Source organism: Paenibacillus polygoni (genome assembly GCF_030263935.1).
Taxonomy (GTDB): Bacteria; Bacillota; Bacilli; order Paenibacillales; family Paenibacillaceae; genus Paenibacillus; species Paenibacillus polygoni.
Map to the genome: position 1 here is coordinate 3,746,440 of NZ_CP127162.1, position 21,827 is coordinate 3,768,266.

Genomic DNA, 21,827 nt, shown 5'->3' on the forward strand with positions numbered 1-21,827 from the left:
ATGCCGGTTCTCCGATTTTTAAAGATAGTCCCTTTTCCCGGGAAATAAACAGCCCCTGTTCGCTTTATAATAAATCAGCTGCGAGCTGGGCGAGCTTTGATCGTTCTCCTTTTTCAAGCATAATATGTCCGCTAATCCCTTCTTGACGGAAACGTTCCACAATATACGTGAGTCCATTACTCGATGAATCCAGATAAGGATGATCAATCTGTTCTGGATCCCCCATGAGAATGATCTTACTTCCTTCCCCTACTCGGGAAACAATGGTTTTGACTTCATGTCTGGACAAATTCTGAGCTTCATCAATAATAATAAACTGTCCTGGTATCGATCTTCCTCGAATATAAGTCAAAGCCTCAACTTGGATACTGCCAAGCCCCATCAAAATCTTATCAATATCTCCTGATTTTTTGGTATCAAATAAAAATTCGAGATTATCATAAATAGGCTGCATCCAAGGACGAAGTTTCTCATCTTTCTCTCCAGGTAGATAACCTATATCTTTTCCCATGGGTACGACCGGTCTCGCAATCAGTAGTTTTTTATATTTATGATCATCTTCCACCCTAAGCAGTCCTGCTGCTAACGCAAGCAGCGTTTTTCCTGTTCCGGCCTTGCCTGTAATCGTAACCAGCGGAATTTCATCATTTAATAAAAGTTCGAGAGCCATCCGTTGCTGTGCATTCCTTGCCACGATTCCCCATACAGGATCGTTACTTAAATACAGCGGCTCCATCTTTGTTCCTTCTTGATTTACTTTTAGTAAGGCAGATTTCCCTGTACCCATCTCATCCTTAAGAATAACAAATTCATGCGGATATAGAGCATAAGGTAGCTGTAAAGGCTTAATAGGTAGAAAGCGATACGTATAAAACTCATCAATAACGGAGGGATGAACTTTAATTGTAGAATAACCCGGATATAGATCACTAGGATCCGCCGTACGATCGGATAAATAGTCTTGCGTATATAAACCAAGCACATCCGCTTTAATTCGGACAAGCACATCTTTACTTACGAGAACAACCTGGTCTGCTTCCTCCTTTTCTTGCTCTTCGAGGTGATAATTGAGAGCGACAGCCAAAATACGATTATCATTTGTCACTTCCCCGAACATTTCCTGCACTCGAACAAAACTGCGATGATTTAGTTCCACCTTTAATCTGCCGCCTTCTGGCAGTGGTACCCCGCTGTGAAGGTGACCCAGCTCCCTTAAGCCGTCTAATAAACGCGATACATATCTTGCATTGCGTCCTATCTCGTCCGCATTTCGTTTCTTCGAGTCAATTTCCTCTAAGACAACTGCTGGAATGACGACCTCATGCTCATCAAAAGCATAAATGGCGCCCGGGTCATGAAGCAGCACATTCGTATCCAATACAAAAATTTTTTTCATTGGTATCCCCTCCAAGGCGGCGTCTTTTAAGCACAGTTAGGCAAGCTTTGTAGCAGCAGTAAGGACAATCTTGCATCCCATATTTCAATGTATTCGTTAAGGAGCAAATAATTGTTCATTTTCCTGAAAATATCCTGAGATAAACCAATTTATTTATGAAAAGCATTAAATGGAGCCAAAAAAACCCCAGTGAATCTAGATTCACTGGGGTTCTGAAGCCTCGTTTCCTTCTATTCACTAGAAGTAGAGTCAACAAAGACGTGTTCACCTGCAAGTTCCTGTGCGAGTGCTTCTTTGGCTTTCGTTAATTCATTTTGATTAATATATACATAAGGGCTGTTCCAGGTTCCTGTCACCGGCACGAAATTCACGTTATCCTTTGACATGTCCCAGTAAGCAGAGATGAAATTTTTCACTTGATCACTTTCTACCGTAGTTGTGATGTTATCACTTACGGCACCCACCACTTTTCCAATCTTCACTATACCACCAAGGGACTTCATCTGATCCATCATCGATTGCAGCACTTCGCTTTGACGCTGATTACGAGAGAAATCATCGGAAGCTGGTGTCTTTGGATCACAATTTGATTTACGATAACGCACATAATCGAGTGCCTCATCTCCACTCAGATGCTGCGGGCCTTCTTTGATATTAATGTTGGTACCATCAGCTGTATCTCGGTAGCACATATTCTGCGACGCATTTACGTCAACACCGCCAAGTGCATCCACTGCGTCGGAGAAGGCCTGAAAATTCAGGACTGTCACGTAATCAATATCCAGATCTAAGTACTTACTGAGCATCACACGCATTTCCTCTTCAGCCGTTATTCCTGACTCTTTCTCTGCCACTTTAAACCTAGGATAATAGGCATTTAGCTTGCGCTGCGAATAGCCATTTAGCTGAATCAGTGTATCTCTCGGTAAAGATACAAGCGTAGCCGAATCTGTAGCTGGATTCATCGAAGCTACCATAACGACATCGGTAAGATAAGAATTCGTCTCCTCGCGATAATCTGTACCCAAAATCAACATTGTCAGCGGCTTTACCTTAGCCGAATTCTCAGCAGCAACGGGTAAATCCGTTCCTGTTTTTATTACATTGTTATAAATCATATATAAATAGCCGCCGCCTGCCACTACACCGAGAATTACGAGGACCATAATGAGTTTCATTAATTTACGAAAAGGACTTTGCCTTTTCTTTTTTTGAGGCGAGTCTTGTTTCATTTTAGAAGGCGACTTCTGATCTCCCTGATTCCGGGGAGGAAGTCCATTAGAATCCATACTCATTCTCTCAACACCTTTACCTGTTTCTATCATTCTGACTCTATCTATATTACCGCTTTTTATCCGTTTATATCAAATCTTTAGAAATAATTACCTTTACATAAGGAGAAGACCGCTCAAAGAGCGGTCTTCTCCAGTTACATTTATTAAATAGTTAGGGATAACACCCTATAACTCTTCCAACTTACATCTTACCTGTATGTCCAGATGCTTCTGTCTTTTTCTTCTGACGTCCTTCGACGAAATAACGAATCCGGACAAGCAGCATCAGTCCTACAGCAACAAGCAAGCACTGTATAATTGGCAATTTATCAATTTGGAAAATAAGCAGCATGAAAGCACCTATGGCCATAAAGATGTACAGTAATATCTCTTTTGGTAATGACAATTTTTGCTGTGGACGAAATACCTTATTGTAGACATACGTGATCAGTACAAAAATCACCACATAACTTATGATCGGGTGTGACGCTAACCATGCTTGCATGGCGAGTCAACTCCTTCCTTAGGTTCATGCTCTCTTTTCCTTATTTTATCTGAAGACGATTAAGAGTTAGCTTGCGCCATCTTACGATGTTTTTCTGCACGTTCGCGCTCACTCTTATTAAGAATTTTTTTACGAAGACGAACAGATTTTGGAGTAATCTCGCAATATTCGTCATCATTCAAGTATTCAAGAGCTTGCTCAAGAGAGAAAATAACTGGAGTCTTCATTTTAACTGTATCGTCTTTAGATGCAGAACGAACGTTAGTTAATTGTTTTTCCTTACAGATGTTCACGACGATGTCGTTGTCACGGTTGTGCTCACCAACGATCATACCTTCATAAACTTCAGTTCCTGGCTCAAGGAATAACGTTCCGCGATCCTCTACCCCAATCATACCGTAGAAAGTAGATACTCCGCTCTCACTGGATACGAGTACGCCTTGGTGACGACCGCCAACTTGTCCGCCCACGAGTGGACCATAGCTGTCAAATGCATTATTCATTACACCATAACCGCGAGTAAGGGTCAGGAAGTTTGTACGGTAACCAATGAGTCCACGTGCTGGAATCAGGAATTCAAGACGAACTTGACCGTTTCCGGAGTTCACCATGTTCACCATTTCCGCTTTACGTGATCCAAGGCTTTCCATAACAGCTCCCATGCTGTCTTCAGGAATATCAATTAGAAGACGCTCAATCGGCTCCATTTTCTTACCGTCGACTTCTTTAACGATAACTTCTGGTTTGGATACCGCAAGTTCATAACCTTCACGGCGCATGTTCTCGATCAAGATACTAAGGTGAAGTTCACCACGACCTGAAACAATATATGCATCCGGGCTGTCTGTTTCTTCTACACGAAGACTCACGTCTGTTTCAAGCTCTTTGAAGAGACGATCACGAAGTCTGCGAGAAGTAACCCATTTACCTTCACGGCCAGCAAAAGGACTTGTATTGACAAGGAATGTCATTTGAAGGGTAGGCTCATCAATTTTTAGAACCGGCAAAGCTTCAGGGTTATTCGGATCAGCAATGGTTTCACCGATGTTGATATCTTTGATACCGGCAATAGCAACGATGTCGCCTGCGCCCGCTTCGGCTACTTCTATACGTTTCAGCCCTTGGAAACCAAACAGTTTCTCAATACGAGCAGATTTCATACCACCATCACGAAGCATTACCGTAACAGGTTGTCCTTGTTTAATTACACCACGGTTTACACGTCCGATAGCGATACGACCAAGGTATTCATTGTAGTCCATCAAAGTAACGAGGAATTGAAGGGGTTCTTCCACACTTTCGGTTGGATGCGGGATGTGGTCTACGATTGTTTCATATAGGGTCATCATGTTGTCGTCTTGTTTCTCTGGGTCAAGACTAGATGTACCGTTCAAAGCGGAAGCATATACAACTGGGAAGTCAAGCTGTTCGTCATTTGCACCTAGTTCGATAAACAGATCAAGTACTTCATCAATTACTTCAGCTGGACGTGCAGCCGGACGGTCAATCTTATTAACAACTACGATCGGAGTAAGGTTGTGCTCAAGTGCTTTACGAAGTACAAACTTCGTTTGTGGCATACATCCTTCGTAAGCATCGACAACGAGAAGTACACCGTCAACCATTTTCATGATACGTTCTACTTCGCCGCCAAAGTCAGCGTGTCCTGGAGTATCCACAATGTTGATGAGGAAATCTTTATAGTTGATTGCCGTATTTTTAGCTAGAATTGTAATTCCGCGTTCACGTTCTATATCGTTAGAGTCCATTGCGCGTTCTTGTACAGCCTCGTGATCACGGTATGTTCCTGATTGTTGAAGCAATTTGTCAACTAACGTCGTTTTCCCGTGGTCAACGTGGGCAATAATTGCAATATTGCGAATGTTTTTTCTTACATGCATGGTTTGTATCCATATCCTTTCCAAAATCAAGTCTATTTGTAAATAAAACGGAATGCTCAAAAAAGAAGCGCCGGATTGTCCGAGCGCGCTTATATCCACTTATATCCCTTATATTATAGACTAATTCCACCAAAAATCAAGTTTATTATTATCGAAATCTGCGATTTGGTTTCGGTCTGCCAAAAATGAGCCAAATACCGGCGAAAATTAATATGGCCGCAAATAGATAGATGAATCCGGTCGTAAGAAGGGCTATAAATAATAGAACAATGGAAACAGCAAGCCCTATAATTGAAGTGGAATAAATGGTTGCCGGTCTTGGGTACTCAAATAAGGCATACTCGAAAAGTCCAAGGGCGATACCAAAAATAAAGACCGGCCAAAGATAAGCAAGCAGATACCATCCCGTCAGATTACAGATCAAAAATAAAATTCCATAGACTGTAAATATTCCAGCTGGAATCAGTACCACCGTACTTGTTTTTCTTAAAAAGTAATACAGGTGCAGTAAAATTCCAGGTATCAATAGAACAAGCGGCCAAAAGTTTCGGCCAATATAACCAAATACACCGAGTTTCCCCAGCAAAATAATAAGACCGGCTACCGCGATGAATATGCCGATAGCACGTTCGTTTCTTCCTTTCACGATCCCTTCACCTCATCCATCAAATAATATATTTGTTGTTTCTTATTACCTCAGGTGATTATTCTGTTTCCAAACCAAAAATACAAAGGACTGAGCACCCCTATCTATGTATAGTTTATCCTATGTTTTTACAAAAAACTACTCTGTCAGCTAATTCCATTCATCATAGAAGAAAGCAGATGTCGCTATGCTCTTAGCATAACCAAATCAAAGAAAAAACCGGCGATTTCCGCCGGTATCTTTCCTATTAAATGTCCTCATCAAGAATACTAAACACGGTAGTGTATCAATTTTCGAAAAACACCGCTCACCATAATACATACAGCCGCAATGGCAGGAATTAATCCCTGATATCCGAATAGATAATGTTGCAGCCAGATGCCTAGTTTTGGATCGCGAAGCAGCATTTCTCCTGCCGTATACGCTAAGATTGCAGAGCCTGCAAATACGAGAATCGGATATTTTTGCAATAAAGTTACGATAAGTCCGCTCCCCCATACCACAATCGGTATGCTTATCGCAATTCCGATGACGATCAGGGCAAGGTCTCCGTCTGCGATTGCCGCGATTGCTAAAACATTGTCCAGACTCATCACAAAATCTGCCACAAGAATAGTTTGAATGGCACTCCACAGTGTGGAAGACTGACGGACATTCACCTCTTCTGTGTCTTCGAGCAGCAGCTTAAATGCGATATAAAGAAGCATCAGCCCGCCTGCTGCCTGAATGTATGGAATCTCGAGAATAAGTACTGCAACAAAGGTTAGGATACATCTTAATAAGACAGCACCAAATGCACCCCACCATACTGCTTGTCTTCTTCTATGTTCCGGCAGATTACGACTTGCTAGTGCAATTACCACTGCATTATCTCCGCTGAGCACAAGATTGATCATAAGTATTTGTGCCAGCAACCATAGCTCGTTCATACGTTACGAACACCCCCATACATTAGATGTATGTTCACGTTGCCAAGCCTATGCTTGACGATGTTCGGGCAGAGGAATATAATGAATTCCGATTTATACCAAGCAAAAAGCGTTTTACTAAAAGGAGTGACCTACATGAATTTCAGCGAGTTTATAGTCAGCTTGCTGCAGGTTGTATTTATCGACCTTATACTGGCCGGCGATAATGCAATCGTCATCGGACTCGCTGCCCGAAATTTGCCCCAGGAAACTCAAAAAAAAGCGATTATATATGGTACCGGCGGTGCTGTCTTAATTCGGATTGCAGCTACGGTTGTCGTACTGTGGCTGTTGCAGATTCCTTGGCTGTTACTTGTAGGAGGCGTGCTTCTCATCTGGATCGCCTATAAGCTGCTTGCAGATCAAGGGGACGAGCATACCGAAGTAAAAGCAGGAGTTTCCTTATGGACTGCAGTAAAAACGATCGTTATCGCAGACGCAGCTATGGGTCTTGATAATGTAATCGCTGTGGCAGGTGCGGCAGAACAACATATCGTTCTCGTAATTCTTGGACTATTAATTAGTGTGCCGATTATTGTTTGGGGAAGTACGCTGTTTATTAAGCTCATCAACCGTTTTCCATGGATTATTTTCCTTGGTGCTGCGGTTCTCGGATATACAGCTTCCAACATGATTACAGAAGAGAGAATGCTTGAACCTTTCTTCACCGCACATCCTCTAGTACGTATTCTATTCATTGCATTTGTCATTGCAGGCGTACTCTTTGCAGGTTATCGCAAACAAAAAAGCGCGAAGCAAAGTCAGCAACATTCTTACTCTTAAAATTCATTACAAAAAGAGCTGCCTTTATCCATCCAGCGGATGATAAAGGCAGCTCTTTTTATATTATTCTTTTTATATTATTCTTTTTATAGCCAATCCTCTTCAATCGCGCTGGATTCAAGTTCTTTGCCGTCTCCAAGCGTGATCGTTTCCGTATTCGCTACGGCTTGTTCTAATAGTTCGGACAAATTTCCAATAGATGCTTCTAACTTCTCTACAATCCGAAGATTTGGATTGGTTGCCGGGGACTTAGGAACAAATAAAGTACAGCAGTCCTCATAAGGCAAAATGGATAAATCATAGGTGCCAATTTCCTCTGCTATTTTTACAATTTCCATCTTGTCCATCATAACAAGCGGACGCAGAAGCGGCAGATCCGTTGCTCTTCCGATGACATTCATACTGCCAAGCGTCTGACTCGCAACCTGACCAAGACTATCCCCGCTGACAATAGCAAGGGCACCTTCACGCTCTGCCAGCATGGTGGCAATGCGAAGCATGGAACGCCGCATTAAAGTAATGATCAGATTGTCCTGTCCCAATTGGGTAAACGAAGTTTGTACCTCTGTGAAAGGAACCAGATGCAGCTTGATCTCGCCTGAGTATCCAGCCAGCACTCTAGCAAGGTCAATGACTTTATCCTTGGCTTTTTGGCTGGTAAAAGGAAAACTGAAAAAGTGAACAAGTTCGAGTTCCAATCCTCTCTTCATGGAGGACCAGGCTGCTACCGGCGAATCAATACCTCCAGATAACAACATCATTGCCTTGCCATTCGTCCCTCTTGGAAAGCCTCCTACAGCAGAAAAAGATTCAAAAAAGAGGTACGTTCCTGTCTCCCTGATTTCGATTTTTAGTTCGATATCCGGTTTTCTTACATCCACTTTAAGTTCTTGGAACGTACGCAGCAAAGGCGATCCTACCAGATGATTCATTTCATGAGAGGAGTGTTCAAATCCTTTCCATACACGTCTGGCATTCACTTTAAATGTTGTACCTGGGGCAGGCTGCATCTCTTTCATGAAAGCAAGCGAAGTTTCTACAATTTCGTTCAGTTCTGAGGCGGTTACCTTGACAGGACTGATGGAAACAAGTCCGAAAATTTTCCGCAAATCCTCAATTACAGCTAAATAATCATGCCCCCCAAGCCCCACATACATCCGTCCATATTCTTCTATGATCGTAGCTCCGGGGTATGCAGTAAGCTTCGATTTCACATGACTTTTTATTGATTTTTCAAAACGTCTGCGGTTCTTACCTTTTAACGTAAATTCTCCAAAGCGAAGAAGCAGCATATCGTATTTCATGTCTTAGCGGTTCCACCCTTCAAAATTAACCAGTCTTTTCTTCATTTCCCGTAATGCGTGTATTAATTGATCAATATGTTCTTCGGTATGAACATCTCCCAAGCTAATTCGTATGCCCGAACGGGCAGCCTCTTCCGATTTCCCCATCGCCAGAAGCACTCTGCTCGGTTCTGTATACTTGGAAGAACAAGCTGACTGTGTGGAGACAACCACACCCAGCTGCTCAAGTGTATGCAATATTACCTCTGCTTTCATACCAGGATAAGAGAAATGCACAATATGCGGCGCACCTTCAGGAGAGCTGTTCAGTTCCCATTCGGGATAACGAAGAATTTCCTCCATTAAGCGGTCTCTAAGCGGTATGAGGCGGGCGTAAAGTTCAGATCTATTTTCTTCTGCTAAACGAACGGCTTTCGTCATACCGGCAATCAGCGGAATATTCTCTGTTCCTGCCCGCACTCCCCCTTCCTGGGAACCCCCTGTAAGTAGCGGAGCAAGTTCGAGACCTGATCTAACATAGAGAAGTCCTGCACCTTTCGGTCCGCGTATTTTATGAGCAGAGATACTATATAAATCAATCCCGGAGTGAGCAAGCTCTACCTTTATTTTTCCAAAAGCCTGGACACCATCTACATGAAAAATAACCTTAGGATGCTGCTTCTTCAGTTCGCGCCCAATCTCGATCACAGGATGAATTGCACCCGTTTCGTTATTTACATGCATTAAGCTTACCAAGATGGTATCTTTTCTTACTGCATGAAGAACATCCTCCACCCTAACCCGGCCTTTAGAATCCACAGGCAGATAAGTGATATCATACCCCATTCGCTCCAAAAATCGAAAACTTTCGTACACCGAAGCATGTTCTGTTTTCGTTGTTATCATATGTTTCCCGCGAGAATGATAGCGCAGAGCAACCCCTTTAATCGCCATATTGTTACTTTCCGTAGCTCCTGAGGTAAAAATGACTTCAGATGCTTTGACACCCAGTGTTTTCGCGCAGACTTCACGTGATTTGTTCAGCAATTTTTCCGCATTTTCTCCATATCCATGAATAGAGGAAGCATTCGCATAATGTCGGTTCATCACTTCACTGACCGTTGTGATTACATCAGGATATGGCGGAGTTGAGGCTGCATAGTCAAAATAAAGCAATGGTTTCACCTCCTTAGGCACAGGGGCCTTTCTTCATATTAAAAAAGCAAAAAGACCAATGAAAGAAAGGTTCATTCCCATGACCTTCTCATGTGATCTTTTTCGCAGATCTATACAGTTATAAAATAATCAGACAGTATATTTCGCCTGGGCCTGTTCTATTTTAGTAATATAGCGCTGCGTTTCAAGCGGTAAACGGCTCATTACCGTCATCAATTCCTCATCGGTATCAACGCCTAGGCGTCCGACTCTGCCTGGGCCTGCATTATAAGCAGCAAGAGCCAGCTTCTCCTCACCGTTAAAACGCTGAAGCTGATATGATAAATACCTTGTGCCCGCATCTATACTTTGGGCAGGATCAAATGCATTCGTTACTCCTAAACCTGCCGCTGTACCATCCATAAGCTGCATAAGGCCTTTTGCCCCGGCGCTCGATACTACATTTGGATTAAAGGAAGATTCCGTATCAATAACCGCTTTGATCAAAGACTCAGATACGCCGTATTTTAGACTTGCCTGTTTAATTAATGCATCGTAATCTGTGGAAATCGCTTCATGCGCTGCGGATATAGAATCCGAAGAAGTTCCAGGGGCAGCACTTACATTCCCCAGCTCCTCTGTGACTGTTCCGTTTCCAAGATGCATCCATAAAAGTCCATCTTCACGATTTGACATCGTTCTTGAACTGGGCTGATCTGGACTCACTTGCCCTACTTGTCCCAAGACTTGTTCAAATGATGCAGCAGGATTGCTGTCATTCGAAGCTGAATTCGACGACTGAGAAGGTGAAGATAAGTCATACCAAAGGGTATTCCTCACCGGATCAATGTGCATGTATAAATGGCCTCCCATTTGTTTTGTCCATGCTCTATTGTAACGCTATGAACTAGAAGTGCCAAGACCTGTTTTTTCCTATAATGATTAAATCACAAAACAGGCAACTCTGAATACAGAGATGCCTGCCAATACATTTTTCTACTTGTAGTAAGTGAACATGACAAGAAAAGAGTAACTTAAGAGCGCAGCGATTCCGATGCCTACCGCCCATCCTCCAACCGTTCGTCTTCCCTCTTTAAAAGCATAATAACCAAGGACTATTCCGATCGTACCAAGCACAAAAGACCATACGAATAAAGAGATAAAAGAGATGGCGAGTCCAAGGTAACCCATCCGATAAGAGGTGAGACTCTCTGTCTTTGTGTCCTCTTCTTTCCTTTTTACCGGTTCCTCATACCCTTTTGTGCCAGAATGTGGAGAAGTTAACTCAGCTGCATATTCTTCTCTTTGCCTGAGCCCATGCTCCTTGCGTGGATAATCAATCCGTTCTCTAACCGGCTTTACATCGTACTTTTCTGGATCTGTCATGATGCAGGCACCTCCGAAGCAATAAAGCTTTTCAAGGTAAGGTAGTTGCTGAGCAAGGTGTAATGCACATTAATTCCACAATTAACTTTTTGGTTTAAAAGTATGGCAACAAGTCGCAGAAGAAGTAGAAGCTACATCTTTATGCTCGGAATCAAAGGTTTCACCAGCATATTCCTCTTTCAAGTGCTTCGTTGCATAGGCATCAATATTGATCATAATTAAATCGGCTTTGCAAAAGTTTTCTTCACCCCAATAGGAACAGTTGGATACACTGCATCTTACAATTGGTTTATCACTCATTGTTATCACCTCTTTATTATCTTTCCCCTTTCTAAATCGGTTATGCACAGCCCTTCTTTCCCTCTTTATTGTGAAAAATCAGGACCACCCGTAAAACGGGTGGTTTGTACTTGGGGTATAACCCCTTGTCGCCAAACTGCGCCTAAAGACGCTAGCCTGACCATAAAACTGTTCAGGCTCATTGTTATTTGTCACTTTCACTTACCAGTTAAACTGGTTTATTTCTTTTTGCTCCTGTTGCTGATGAATGGATCTTCGTACTCTTTTACACTCAGCTTATCCACTGCTTGGTCATGTGCTTCTTGTTCTCGAATGTATTTTCGTACCGTCGCTTCATTTAAGCCCACCGTACTTACATAATATCCTTCTGCCCAGAATTTTCGATTCCCGTATTTGTATTTTAGTTGGGCATGTTTCTCAAAGATCATTAGAGAACTTTTACCTTTTAGATATCCCATGAACGATGAGACTGCAATTTTGGGTGGGATTGCTACCAACATGTGTACGTGGTCTGGCATCATGTGGCCTTCTATAATTTCTACTCCTTTGTACTTACATAGACGTTTGAATATTTCAATTAGATCTTTTCTTACTTGATTATAGATCTCTTTCCGTCTATACTTCGGGGTGAATACAATGTGGTATTTGCACATCCACTTTGTGTGAGCTAGGCTGTAGCTCTTGTTTGCCATCTAAGACCATTCCTTTCTTTGAGCCTGAACATCTCAATTCTATCGGAATGGTCTTAGTGGTCAAACCTTTGATTGTTCCACCCGCATAGCGGGTGGTTTTTTGTTTCGCGCGTTTCACGCACTCAACTGGCTAAAGCCATAATAAAAAAGCCGCACATGGCGGCTTCACTTGTATTTATCAAATTATAATGTTAACAGCTAGGCATGATTGCGCTGACTTTGCATTCTAAGCTGTGTCAGATAATCACTTTCATAATAGTTCAGATCATCTCTAAGCTCTTCATAAGTTTTGGTTATTTCCATAATAATGTCACGTGCTGAACGAACGGGTTTTACACGGAAACGGATTGCATCTTGTCCTGTATAAGCATAACGCCCATCTTCCGAATAGCACTCATTTCTCGGATAGAAGAAGCTGTTCACACTTTGATGGTACAAATGGTAAAGAGCCTTTTCAGCAAAATCAACGTCAAAATTTGCACGACGTAACACGGTCCCCAGTTTCTCATAAGAAACCTCAGAAAACACTAGCAAATGGCGTAAGTCAGAAAGAAATCCTTGGTAAAATAGTACAGTTTCCTCATCTTGATTAGCAGACAGCTGAGCAAGTGAATGTTCATTCAGAAACGTTTCTAACTTTTCTATTGCAGGTTTCAATTTCTCTCGTGCCGATTCACATAACTTCTGCACATTGGCTGACATAAAGGTAGTTCCCCCTTAAAGAAATAAGTCCTTATAGACCTCTTGTACAATGATCTGCATTTTGAATCAGTCTGTTACCAGTAATTCTCAGCTATTATCCTATCATAAAATAATAACAAGCGGTACTTAAATAAAACTCATGGATGAAGTTTTTGATTTTCCGAGTTCTATCCGTATAAAATAGGCTGTTCCTCCTCACGCTAAAGGGAACTGATCCCACTTAAAATAGCAGGAGGCATTTAGTTTACATGAGGAAAAATAATTGGATTTACCTGGCCCTTATTGCGGCCGCTTTTGTCTTGGTTATTGCTCTGCTCTTACCTTCTCAGGATAAGAACAACACCGCTGAACCACCTGCTCCAAAACAAGAACAGCAGCTGAAACAGCAATATAAATCTCAGGATGTACAGACGACAGAACGTTTGTCACGAATGGATGCCGAGCAGCATTTGCAGAATATGCTCACAGCGTTAAAGCTTGCAGATGAAGCAGAAATTACTTCATACATCGACAAGCTCCAGTCCTCTCATCAACAGCTGCATACACTGATTTGGATGAATCTTGAAGATGGAACATCGAAATCTTATTCATTAGAGAAAAACAAGCAAAAACCTGCTCTCGAAAAAAATCAACAGCTGATGTCCAGTATTAAATCGGCTAAGCAAGCATTACGTAAGCATAAGTCTTATGAATCTAATTCTATGCTGCTCGGAGAAGAGAAATACTTTGTTGTCGGTCAGCCTGCCCTAGATGGCAAGCATGCAGTCGTAGCAGTGATGAGCCAGCATATTCTTAACGATGTGGAAGAACATCAGCGCCGTAACCTGCGTATGATCCCCTATCCAAAAGAAGGGAAATATAACGTGAATTCCGTACTTCCTGGATCTTTAGAAGGAATTAAGGTAAAAACGGGACATGACAACCAAAATGCAAGCCATTATTATGAGAATGAAATTGTAATCCGCTTCAAAGAAAACCTCTCAACAGACAAAATGGAACAGATTAAGAAAGATATTAAAGTTGACCATGTTCATAAAATGGGTGAAACCTATGTATTTAAATCAAAGGATAAGGACTATGAAGCTTTAGCATCGTACTTTAAGAAGAACTGGGATCCGATGTATACAGAGCCTCACTATCTGTATCTTACGAATGAAACATCTGATGATAAATTACGTTCAGGCAACATTCCGAACGATTTACTCTTCTCTAGATATCAATGGAACCTCCCTATAACAGAAACTAATAAAGGCTGGTCTTTGTCTAGAGGGAGCGATAATGTTACCATTGCCGTCGTTGATACGGGAGTAGATCTGGATCATCCGGACCTCGAAGGGCAGTTTGTGGAAGGTTTTAATATCGTAAACCCAGCAGAAAAACCATATGATGATGTAGGACATGGAACGCATGTCGCTGGTATCATCTCTGCCAAAGTGAATAACAATGAAGGTGTGGCAGGAATGACCTGGTACAATAAAGTAATGCCGGTCAAAGTACTTGACTCATCCGGGTCTGGAACAACTTATGCCGTAGCTGAAGGAATTATATGGGCTACAGATCATGGTGCAAAGGTCATTAATATGAGCCTCGGAAATTATGCGGATGCTGAATTTTTACATGATGCTATCAAATACGCCTATGATCGCGATGTCGTTCTTATTGCAGCAACCGGTAATGATAATACGGAACGCCCGGGATACCCGGCAGCGTATCCTGAAGTTTTTGCGGTATCTGCAACAGATGCGTCAATGAGACGAGCTGATTTTTCTAATTACGGAGATTATGTTGACGTGGTGGCACCGGGAGCAAGTATCGCAAGTACCTATCCTGGGAATCAGTATGCTGCCTTGTCTGGCACATCCATGGCAAGCCCACATGTGGCTGCTTTAGCTGGACTTATTCGCTCCGTTAATCCCGACCTCAGTAATGAAGAGGTGATGGATTTAATGCGTTCAAGCGTCATCGATCTTGGAGATCCAGGATATGATAAATATTTCGGATATGGACAAATTGATGTATATAAAGCGCTCGAAAAAGCAGGAGCAAATGTAAAGAAAGATAGTCCTCTTCAATTCTGGCCGCAAAACTTACGAAATAAAATGGAAGACACCGTGAAAAAATATGTAAAATAGCTCCATTCATAAATAAAAAAAGAGCAGACGAGGTAGCCTAAGCCTCTGGTCTGCTCTTTTTCATTCGTACTATCTACGGCGATTTCTACCGCAGCAATTACCAACGTTGCCCATTTGTCCTTCTTGATCAGTTTCTGCAACAGCCCATTCATGAACTGGAACAGGAATAACATGATGTTTGTTGATGATCTCTACAGGGTGAATGATCGGTTGAATCGCTTTGTGATAGTGATTTTTCACAACATGAACCGGTTCACAAACAATTGGCTTTAAGACTGGACAATGCTTTTTCATATGGTGATGACCTTGATAACTCATAACTCAACAACTCCTTCTCTTGTGATAATATAATCTATTCGAAATCATCTTATCGGATTGGATGTTTGTCTCCTAATGACAAAAATAGATGTAAAAATAAAAAAACGGCAGAATGTCAATCCTTTTTGCGGATCAACACTGCCGTTTGTATTTGCATCATGATTCTCATTGTTAATGTTAAGCTGTTGTCAGTTAGGAAAGTTTTCCGTAAGCCGGGTTCTGTACTCTTCGTGGTATCACGGGAACTACCCTCCCACTTCAAGCGACAATCATCTATCTAGGCCATTCATTGCTGAACAGCTCAAGCGACCAACCTAGACACACCTCGGGCTAAGGCCGTCACAAGTGACTGTGTCTCTTTAGGTCTTGCTCCAGATGGGGTTTACCAGGAACGAAGTCACCAGCGTTCCTCGGGGTCTCTTACACCTCGGTTCCATCCTTGCCTGTGCTGGCATAAACCAGCCATCGGCGGTCCATTTCTGTGGCACTATCCTTCAACTCGCGCTGACTGGACGTTATCCAGCATCCTGCCCTATGGAGCCCGGACTTTCCTCTCGTGGCAACAAGGCCACCAGCGATTGTCTGTTAAACTTTCCAAAACAACATTACATATTATACTCGGAACTCTTGCTTCATACAAGTACAATTCCTGGGATTTATCTGTTTACACAAATTGAAATGGTTCTGTGTTGATTTCGGAAGCATGTACTTTTGTTTCATATTGATGCTGTTCAAGTTTAGAACGCAGCCATTTGGCTGTATTAGGCTTCATAATTTTCTCTATATTATGTCCTGGATCAATAATTGCAATGCCTGCCATTAAAGCATCTTGAGCGGTATGGTAATCGATGTCTCCTGTTACAATTACGTCCGCACCTTTGAACAGGGCAAGGTTAACATACCGGCTGCCTGAACCTCCAAGCACAGCTGCTTTCTTCACAGTACGATTTAAATCACCGACCACTCGGACGGTACTGACATCGAATTGTTCTTTCACTGTATCTACGAGTGTCTGCAGCGAGACAGGTTCAGCTAATTTTCCTACTCTGCCTAGACCAAGTGATCTTCCCTTCAGATCCATATGGTAGAGGTCATAAGCTACCTCCTCATATGGATGGGCTTTTAACATTGCCTGAACGACTTTGCTCTTTACAGAAGCAGGAACGATTGTTTCAATCCGCACCTCTTCTACACGCTCCATTTGACCTTCTGAGCCAATAAAAGGCTTAGTTCCTGCTCCAGGTACAAAAGTCCCTACACCGTCTATATTGAAGCTGCAGTGGCTGTAATCACCGATCGCACCGGCTCCTGCACCAAGAATAGCCTGCAGTACTTTTTCATGATGCGTCTTTGGTACAAATACCACCAATTTATATAAGTTTTCTGTATGCAAATCCTCAAGAGGAGAACTATTTTGAATTCCGATCGCCTCAGCCATCCAGTCATTAATTCCGCCTTCAGCGACATCCAGGTTTGTGTGACTAATGTATACCGCAATATCATGCTTTATCAGCTTTTCATATAATTTACCCATCGGAGAATCGGTAGTAAGCGATTTTAATGGCCGAAATATAATCGCATGGTGCGCAATAATTAAATCAGCCTGAATGCGGATCGCTTCATCAATAACCTCTTCTGTTACGTCAAGAGCAACAAGAACGTTCTTGATTTCTTTCTGGAGCGTTCCTAGCTGCAGTCCAATTCGATCATCAGGGACAGCCAGGTGTTTTGGTGCGAGCTGTTCCATATATGAAATTACAGTTTGTCCTTTTGCATACATAACAGTACCTCCTCAATCCGCTTCAACCTATTTTGAATTTCTTCGGCTTTTTCTTTTGCAGCAGGTAGATCTGAGTTAGACAAAGATTTTAGTACATGCTTTAGCTTGTCCATTTCCCAGTGCCATTTTTTAATAAAGACAGGACCTCCTTGTTCTACTAAAAAAGGACCCATCGCAATTAGCTCTTCCTTGCTCAGTTCGATTTCATTTTCGCGAGTACCGATTAATTTTGGTTCATAAATCTCCTCATTAGCGATATGAGAGAAATAAGCGGGTACGGCAGCAATAACTTCATAAATTTTTCCGTCTTCTTCAATAATTCGCTCTGCTTCAACAACAAAATCATGTTCATATAACCATTTACGGAGTATATCTTCTCCAACGTTAGGCTGCAGAATAAGCCGAGTGACACCTTTCAGCCGATGAATGCCCCGATCTAGGATTGCAGCAATCAGCGCTCCCCCCATACCTGCAATTGTAACTGTATCTACTTCTCCTGGTTCGATGACATCAAGGCCATCTCCTCTGCGCACTTCAATTTTCGCAGAAAGTCCTGCGCTTGCCACTTGTTTCTTTGCAGCTTCAAATGGACCTTCGTTCAGCTCGCCCGCAATCGCCTTCACAGCTTGACCGCTGCGAACACAAGCTACCGGCAAAAGTGCATGATCTGAACCAATATCAGCAAGTATCCGTCCCGGGTCCATTAGATCATGTAATAACTGCAATCTTTTTGACAATTTCACTTCACAACACCATCCATATTTACTTGGTTTACAGTCCAAGAGGACCTTCGCAGTAATGCATTCTCATTTGCAATCAGACAAAAAAAGAGCTAAAATAATGTTTATTAGCAAATTCAATACATTAGTTCCAAAAACAAGAAAACTTGTTCGTATTATTTATAAATAAAGAGGACCTCCTGCCACATCACACAGCAGAAGGCCCACTATTTCAACTATTCAAGAAAATCTTTCAGGCGTTTGCTGCGACTTGGATGGCGTAGCTTACGCAATGCTTTTGCTTCGATCTGACGAATCCGCTCACGTGTAACACCAAACACTTTACCTACTTCTTCAAGTGTTCTTGTACGTCCATCATCAAGACCAAACCGCAAACGAAGCACATTCTCTTCACGCTCAGTCAGCGTATCCAGCACATCTTCCAATTGCTCTTTAAGGAGTTCATAAGCTGCTGCATCTGCAGGAGCAAGTGCTTCCTGATCCTCGATAAAGTCTCCCAAATGAGAATCATCTTCCTCACCAATCGGTGTTTCCAGTGAAACCGGTTCTTGTGCAATCTTCGTAATTTCTCTTACTTTTTCTACACTCAGATCCATTTCAGCTGCAATCTCTTCCGGTGTTGGTTCGCGCCCTAACTCTTGAAGGAGCTGACGAGATACACGAATCAATTTGTTAATGGTTTCTACCATATGCACGGGAATACGAATGGTACGAGCCTGATCGGCAATTGCACGAGTGATCGCCTGGCGAATCCACCAAGTTGCATACGTACTAAATTTGAAACCTTTGTTGTGGTCAAACTTCTCAACCGCTTTGATTAGTCCCATGTTACCTTCTTGAATGAGATCTAGGAAAAGCATACCACGGCCCACATAACGCTTCGCAATACTTACAACGAGTCGTAAGTTCGCTTCTGCGAGGCGGCGTTTTGCTTCTTCGTCTCCATTCATAATACGCTTAGCGAGTTCAACCTCGTCATCTGCGGATAGAAGTGGAACACGGCCGATTTCTTTCAAATACATACGCACCGGGTCATTAATTTTGATACCTGGAGGTAAGCTTAAATCATCATCAAAACGGAAATCATCGCTATCATTGTTTTCGGAGTCTTCACTTGGACGAAGCGGGTTCTCCTCATCATTTTCATTCACTACATCGATTCCCAAATCACTGAGCTGTTCATAAAACTCATCCATTTGTTCCGGATCTTGATCAAATGGAGAAAGTTTCTCCATGATCTCTTTATAGTTTAATGACGCCCTCTTTTTACCTTGTTCAATCAGTTGGTCTTTTACTTGATCCAGCGTCAATTCTGTCTCTAGTTCAGTATGCTGATCATTCGCCATATTCCGACTCCCTCCTCCCTAGAAACATGCTATGCTAAAAACAATCACTGTCTCTCTAGGGTTATAATCTCACTTGCAATTTGTGCTGCACGCAAAAAGTCTCCGGATCGTTCGGCAGCAATCATTTCTTCTTTCTTCTGATCAATCTGCCTGAGTACAGGGTATTTAAGAACCTCTCGTATACAATCATCAAGGGCACTCTGATCCCACTGACCAGGAGCATCCATCATGGTGATTGAGCTCACTGTTTTTTCCAAGCGATCATCCTGAAGGGATAACATAAACAGTCCTGTATCCGGCGCTTTTCCTTGTGCGTAATAAGCATATAGATAAGCAGCAATTGCTGCATGATCGTTAATGTTAAAAGCCTCGCCTAAATGTTCGTTGACGTACCTTGCAGCTTCTTCGTCTTGAAGCATCCAGGATAGAAGCCTTCTCTCGGCCGCATGATAGGCAGGAAGAAGATTCGGTGTAGGAATCTGCCTATTTTGTTGCCTACCATTATTCCACCTTTTATCAATATTATCCCCAAAATGCTCGTTTTTTTGTATTTGTTGTCTTTCGAGGTTACATTCCTGCTTTAGAGTCTCGAAATCAACATCTACTTCAGATGAAAGTTCCCGAAGATATACTTCCCTTTCTGTTGGTGAAGAGAGGGGAGCTATCAGTTTGATGGCCTCCCTTGAATAAGCAATTCGACCACCTTCTTCTAGCAGTATATGGTTTTTCTTCAGGTTTATAAGCTTAAATTTTATCGGAGACACTGCACCCTCAATAATTTGATGGGTAAAGCGGTCACCGCCATGCTTTCGAATGAATTCATCCGGATCAAGTCCATCCGTTAGAAGCGCAATCTTGACGACAAGACCAGCGGATTCTAGGATAGGCAAGTTTTTTAGTGCAGCAGCTTGTCCGGCTTTATCACCGTCATAACAAATAATTACCTCATCACTGAGTGATTTAAGCATTCGTGCTTGGTTTTCTGTTAATGCGGTTCCCATTCCGGCCACACCATTAAGAATATCATGCTCCCACGCGGAGATTACGTCCCCGTATCCTTCAAACAAAATGGTCTGCCCTTTCTTACGAATGGACGACTTCGCATCATACATGTTATAGAGGATCCGACTTTTATTAAATAATCTCGTTTCGGGTGAGTTTAGATATTTGGGCTGGCCATCTCCCATGGTTCGTCCCGCAAAAGCAATAACCTTGCCGCTGCTGCTTTTAATTGGAAAAATAATACGATCTCGAAAACGGTCTACATATCCCCCGCCTTCATGTCGAGAAGAAATGAGTCCGCCCTTCTCCATTTCGGGAAGAGAGAAAGAACGTTTCTCAAGAAATTGAACCAGTGTATTCCATCCTGCAGGAGCATAACCAATCTGAAAATGATCAATTGCCTTATCGTTCATACCCCGACCACGCAAATATGTTATCGCTGCTTTTCCGTACTCCGTATTTTTGAGTAGATAATGGTATAATTTCGCAGTAAGTTCGTTCGCTTGCAGCAAACGCTCCGTTTCCGGATTGTGGTGCGCAACATCACGTCCATGCCAATCCCCAAGAGGGATATGACTTTCTTCTGCCATTGACTTTACAGCCTCGGGGAAGGTTAATCCTTCGATTTCCATCCTAAATTTGATGGCATTTCCACCCTTGCCGCAACCGTAGCAATAGAAAATCTGGCGTTCTGGTGTAACTGTAAACGAAGGGGTATTCTCTGAATGAAACGGACAAAGACCCTTCATGTATTTGCCCTGCTTGGTCAGATGTACAAATTTACTTACCGTGTCTACGATATCATGTTGCTGAAGAACTGATTCGATAACACTTTCCGGTATGTTACCCTGTCCGGCACTCATCCTAACCACCTTCATCTCTTAACACGTAAATATAATTCGCTAAACTCACACAAACTCCTGCAAATCTTTCAAAAGTTTTGTCAGTTTATGTTGAAATGTCCTGCGATCCTCATCTGTCAGCGGCTTTGGACCTTTCCCATAATGACCCCTTTTTCTTGCTTTTGCATGAGTATGTCTAGAATCAAGCAGAAAATCAATGTCCTGATTATCAATTATTTTTCCTCGAAAAGTAATAACACTGCAGTTCTTGGCTAGAGCCAGTGCAGCAAGTCCATAATCTTGAGTCACAACCACATCATGTGCACGTATATGATTCGCAATGTATAGATCGGCACTCTGATCGCTGCGATCTACTTGAATTACCGTTACCCCTTCTGCTGCCTCTAATCGGTGATCAAATGAAGATACCATCAGCACATGCATGTCAAACCTAGGAGCGGTTTCTGCAATCTCACGCTTTACGGGGCAAGCATCACCATCGACAACAATTCGCCTTTGCATATCTCCATCACCCGTCTCTTTTTAAATTCAGTCCGGGATATTATTATATACGCCTGAGACCATCCTAATTCCTGCCCAGGCATCAAATACAGCAAACAAAGAAAATAACACAGGACAGCGATATACGCTGCCCATTAATATATCCTTTTTTCCT

General features: G+C 42.4%; 21 protein-coding genes and 1 other RNA gene. 2 read left to right on the top strand and 20 right to left on the bottom strand.

What is annotated here, in order from left to right:
- Positions 1-64: 64 nt before the first annotated feature.
- The 6 genes from QPK24_RS17955 to QPK24_RS17980 all read right to left on the bottom strand — a co-directional run bounded on the left by QPK24_RS17955 (position 65) and on the right by QPK24_RS17980 (position 6,651).
- On the bottom strand, positions 65-1,396 hold the full coding sequence (locus QPK24_RS17955; protein ID WP_160034177.1) for a PhoH family protein: 1,332 nt from the start codon (positions 1,394-1,396) through the stop codon (positions 65-67).
- A 230-nt stretch (positions 1,397-1,626) separates the two neighbouring features.
- Positions 1,627-2,691, bottom strand: a complete 1,065-nt coding sequence (locus QPK24_RS17960; protein ID WP_285743497.1) for an LCP family protein — start codon at positions 2,689-2,691, stop codon at positions 1,627-1,629.
- Between the two features lie 181 nt (positions 2,692-2,872).
- On the bottom strand, positions 2,873-3,175 hold the full coding sequence (locus QPK24_RS17965) for a YlaH-like family protein (protein ID WP_285743499.1): 303 nt from the start codon (positions 3,173-3,175) through the stop codon (positions 2,873-2,875).
- A 59-nt stretch (positions 3,176-3,234) separates the two neighbouring features.
- Positions 3,235-5,076: a translational GTPase TypA gene (gene typA / locus QPK24_RS17970; protein ID WP_285743501.1), complete on the bottom strand. Its 1,842-nt coding sequence runs from the start codon at positions 5,074-5,076 to the stop codon at positions 3,235-3,237.
- 148 nt (positions 5,077-5,224) lie between these two features.
- A complete protein-coding gene (locus tag QPK24_RS17975; protein ID WP_285743503.1) occupies positions 5,225-5,722 on the bottom strand; it encodes a hypothetical protein in 498 nt (165 codons plus the stop codon).
- A 269-nt stretch (positions 5,723-5,991) separates the two neighbouring features.
- The gene (locus tag QPK24_RS17980) at positions 5,992-6,651 is read right to left on the bottom strand and encodes a TerC family protein (protein ID WP_285743505.1); all 660 of its coding nucleotides are present in this window, start codon (positions 6,649-6,651) and stop codon (positions 5,992-5,994) included.
- A 135-nt stretch (positions 6,652-6,786) separates the two neighbouring features.
- Between QPK24_RS17980 and QPK24_RS17985 the strand changes: the two genes are divergently transcribed.
- Positions 6,787-7,473 (top strand): TerC family protein, encoded by a 687-nt coding sequence (locus QPK24_RS17985; protein WP_285743507.1) that lies wholly within the window; start codon positions 6,787-6,789, stop codon positions 7,471-7,473.
- Between the two features lie 86 nt (positions 7,474-7,559).
- On the opposite strand, the gene thiI is transcribed toward QPK24_RS17985, so the two are convergent.
- From thiI to QPK24_RS18020, 7 genes are all read right to left on the bottom strand, one after another.
- Positions 7,560-8,777 carry a tRNA uracil 4-sulfurtransferase ThiI gene (gene thiI / locus QPK24_RS17990; protein ID WP_285743509.1) on the bottom strand — a complete coding sequence of 406 codons (1,218 nt, stop codon included), beginning with the start codon at positions 8,775-8,777 and terminating at the stop codon, positions 7,560-7,562.
- A gap of 3 nt (positions 8,778-8,780) precedes the next feature.
- Complete coding sequence (locus QPK24_RS17995) at positions 8,781-9,932, bottom strand: cysteine desulfurase family protein (RefSeq protein WP_285743511.1); 1,152 nt, start codon at positions 9,930-9,932, stop codon at positions 8,781-8,783.
- Positions 9,933-10,061: 129 nt separating this feature from the next.
- A complete protein-coding gene (locus QPK24_RS18000) occupies positions 10,062-10,766 on the bottom strand; it encodes a lytic transglycosylase domain-containing protein (protein WP_285743513.1) in 705 nt (234 codons plus the stop codon).
- A 141-nt stretch (positions 10,767-10,907) separates the two neighbouring features.
- Complete coding sequence (locus QPK24_RS18005; protein WP_285743515.1) at positions 10,908-11,297, bottom strand: hypothetical protein; 390 nt, start codon at positions 11,295-11,297, stop codon at positions 10,908-10,910.
- A gap of 81 nt (positions 11,298-11,378) precedes the next feature.
- Positions 11,379-11,597, bottom strand: coding sequence for a DUF1540 domain-containing protein (locus tag QPK24_RS18010; RefSeq protein ID WP_285743517.1), 219 nt, complete (start codon positions 11,595-11,597; stop codon positions 11,379-11,381).
- Between the two features lie 218 nt (positions 11,598-11,815).
- Positions 11,816-12,289, bottom strand: coding sequence for an IS200/IS605 family transposase (gene tnpA / locus QPK24_RS18015; protein WP_213530591.1), 474 nt, complete (start codon positions 12,287-12,289; stop codon positions 11,816-11,818).
- Between the two features lie 198 nt (positions 12,290-12,487).
- Positions 12,488-12,991, bottom strand: a complete 504-nt coding sequence (locus QPK24_RS18020) for a YpuI family protein (RefSeq protein ID WP_285743523.1) — start codon at positions 12,989-12,991, stop codon at positions 12,488-12,490.
- A 248-nt stretch (positions 12,992-13,239) separates the two neighbouring features.
- On the opposite strand from QPK24_RS18020, the gene QPK24_RS18025 reads away from it, so the two are divergent.
- A complete protein-coding gene (locus QPK24_RS18025; protein ID WP_285743525.1) occupies positions 13,240-15,123 on the top strand; it encodes a S8 family peptidase in 1,884 nt (627 codons plus the stop codon).
- 69 nt (positions 15,124-15,192) lie between these two features.
- Here the strand turns inward: QPK24_RS18025 and QPK24_RS18030 are convergent, their stop codons facing one another.
- The 7 genes from QPK24_RS18030 to QPK24_RS18060 all read right to left on the bottom strand — a co-directional run bounded on the left by QPK24_RS18030 (position 15,193) and on the right by QPK24_RS18060 (position 21,673).
- Positions 15,193-15,441 carry a hypothetical protein gene (locus tag QPK24_RS18030; RefSeq protein ID WP_285743527.1) on the bottom strand — a complete coding sequence of 83 codons (249 nt, stop codon included), beginning with the start codon at positions 15,439-15,441 and terminating at the stop codon, positions 15,193-15,195.
- A 193-nt stretch (positions 15,442-15,634) separates the two neighbouring features.
- Positions 15,635-16,035, bottom strand: an RNA gene (gene rnpB / locus QPK24_RS18035) — RNase P RNA component class A.
- Between the two features lie 70 nt (positions 16,036-16,105).
- Entirely contained in the window at positions 16,106-17,221 is a 1,116-nt protein-coding gene (locus QPK24_RS18040) for a Nif3-like dinuclear metal center hexameric protein (protein WP_285743529.1), read from the bottom strand.
- Complete coding sequence (locus QPK24_RS18045; RefSeq protein ID WP_285743531.1) at positions 17,197-17,964, bottom strand: tRNA (adenine(22)-N(1))-methyltransferase; 768 nt, start codon at positions 17,962-17,964, stop codon at positions 17,197-17,199. Before QPK24_RS18045 ends, QPK24_RS18040 begins: the two co-directional genes overlap by 25 nt.
- A 212-nt stretch (positions 17,965-18,176) precedes the next feature.
- Entirely contained in the window at positions 18,177-19,307 is a 1,131-nt protein-coding gene (rpoD, locus tag QPK24_RS18050; RefSeq protein ID WP_160034146.1) for an RNA polymerase sigma factor RpoD, read from the bottom strand.
- A 44-nt stretch (positions 19,308-19,351) separates the two neighbouring features.
- Entirely contained in the window at positions 19,352-21,172 is a 1,821-nt protein-coding gene (gene dnaG, locus QPK24_RS18055; RefSeq protein WP_285743533.1) for a DNA primase, read from the bottom strand.
- Positions 21,173-21,217: 45 nt separating this feature from the next.
- A complete protein-coding gene (locus QPK24_RS18060) occupies positions 21,218-21,673 on the bottom strand; it encodes a YaiI/YqxD family protein (RefSeq protein WP_285743535.1) in 456 nt (151 codons plus the stop codon).
- Positions 21,674-21,827: the final 154 nt, after the last annotated feature.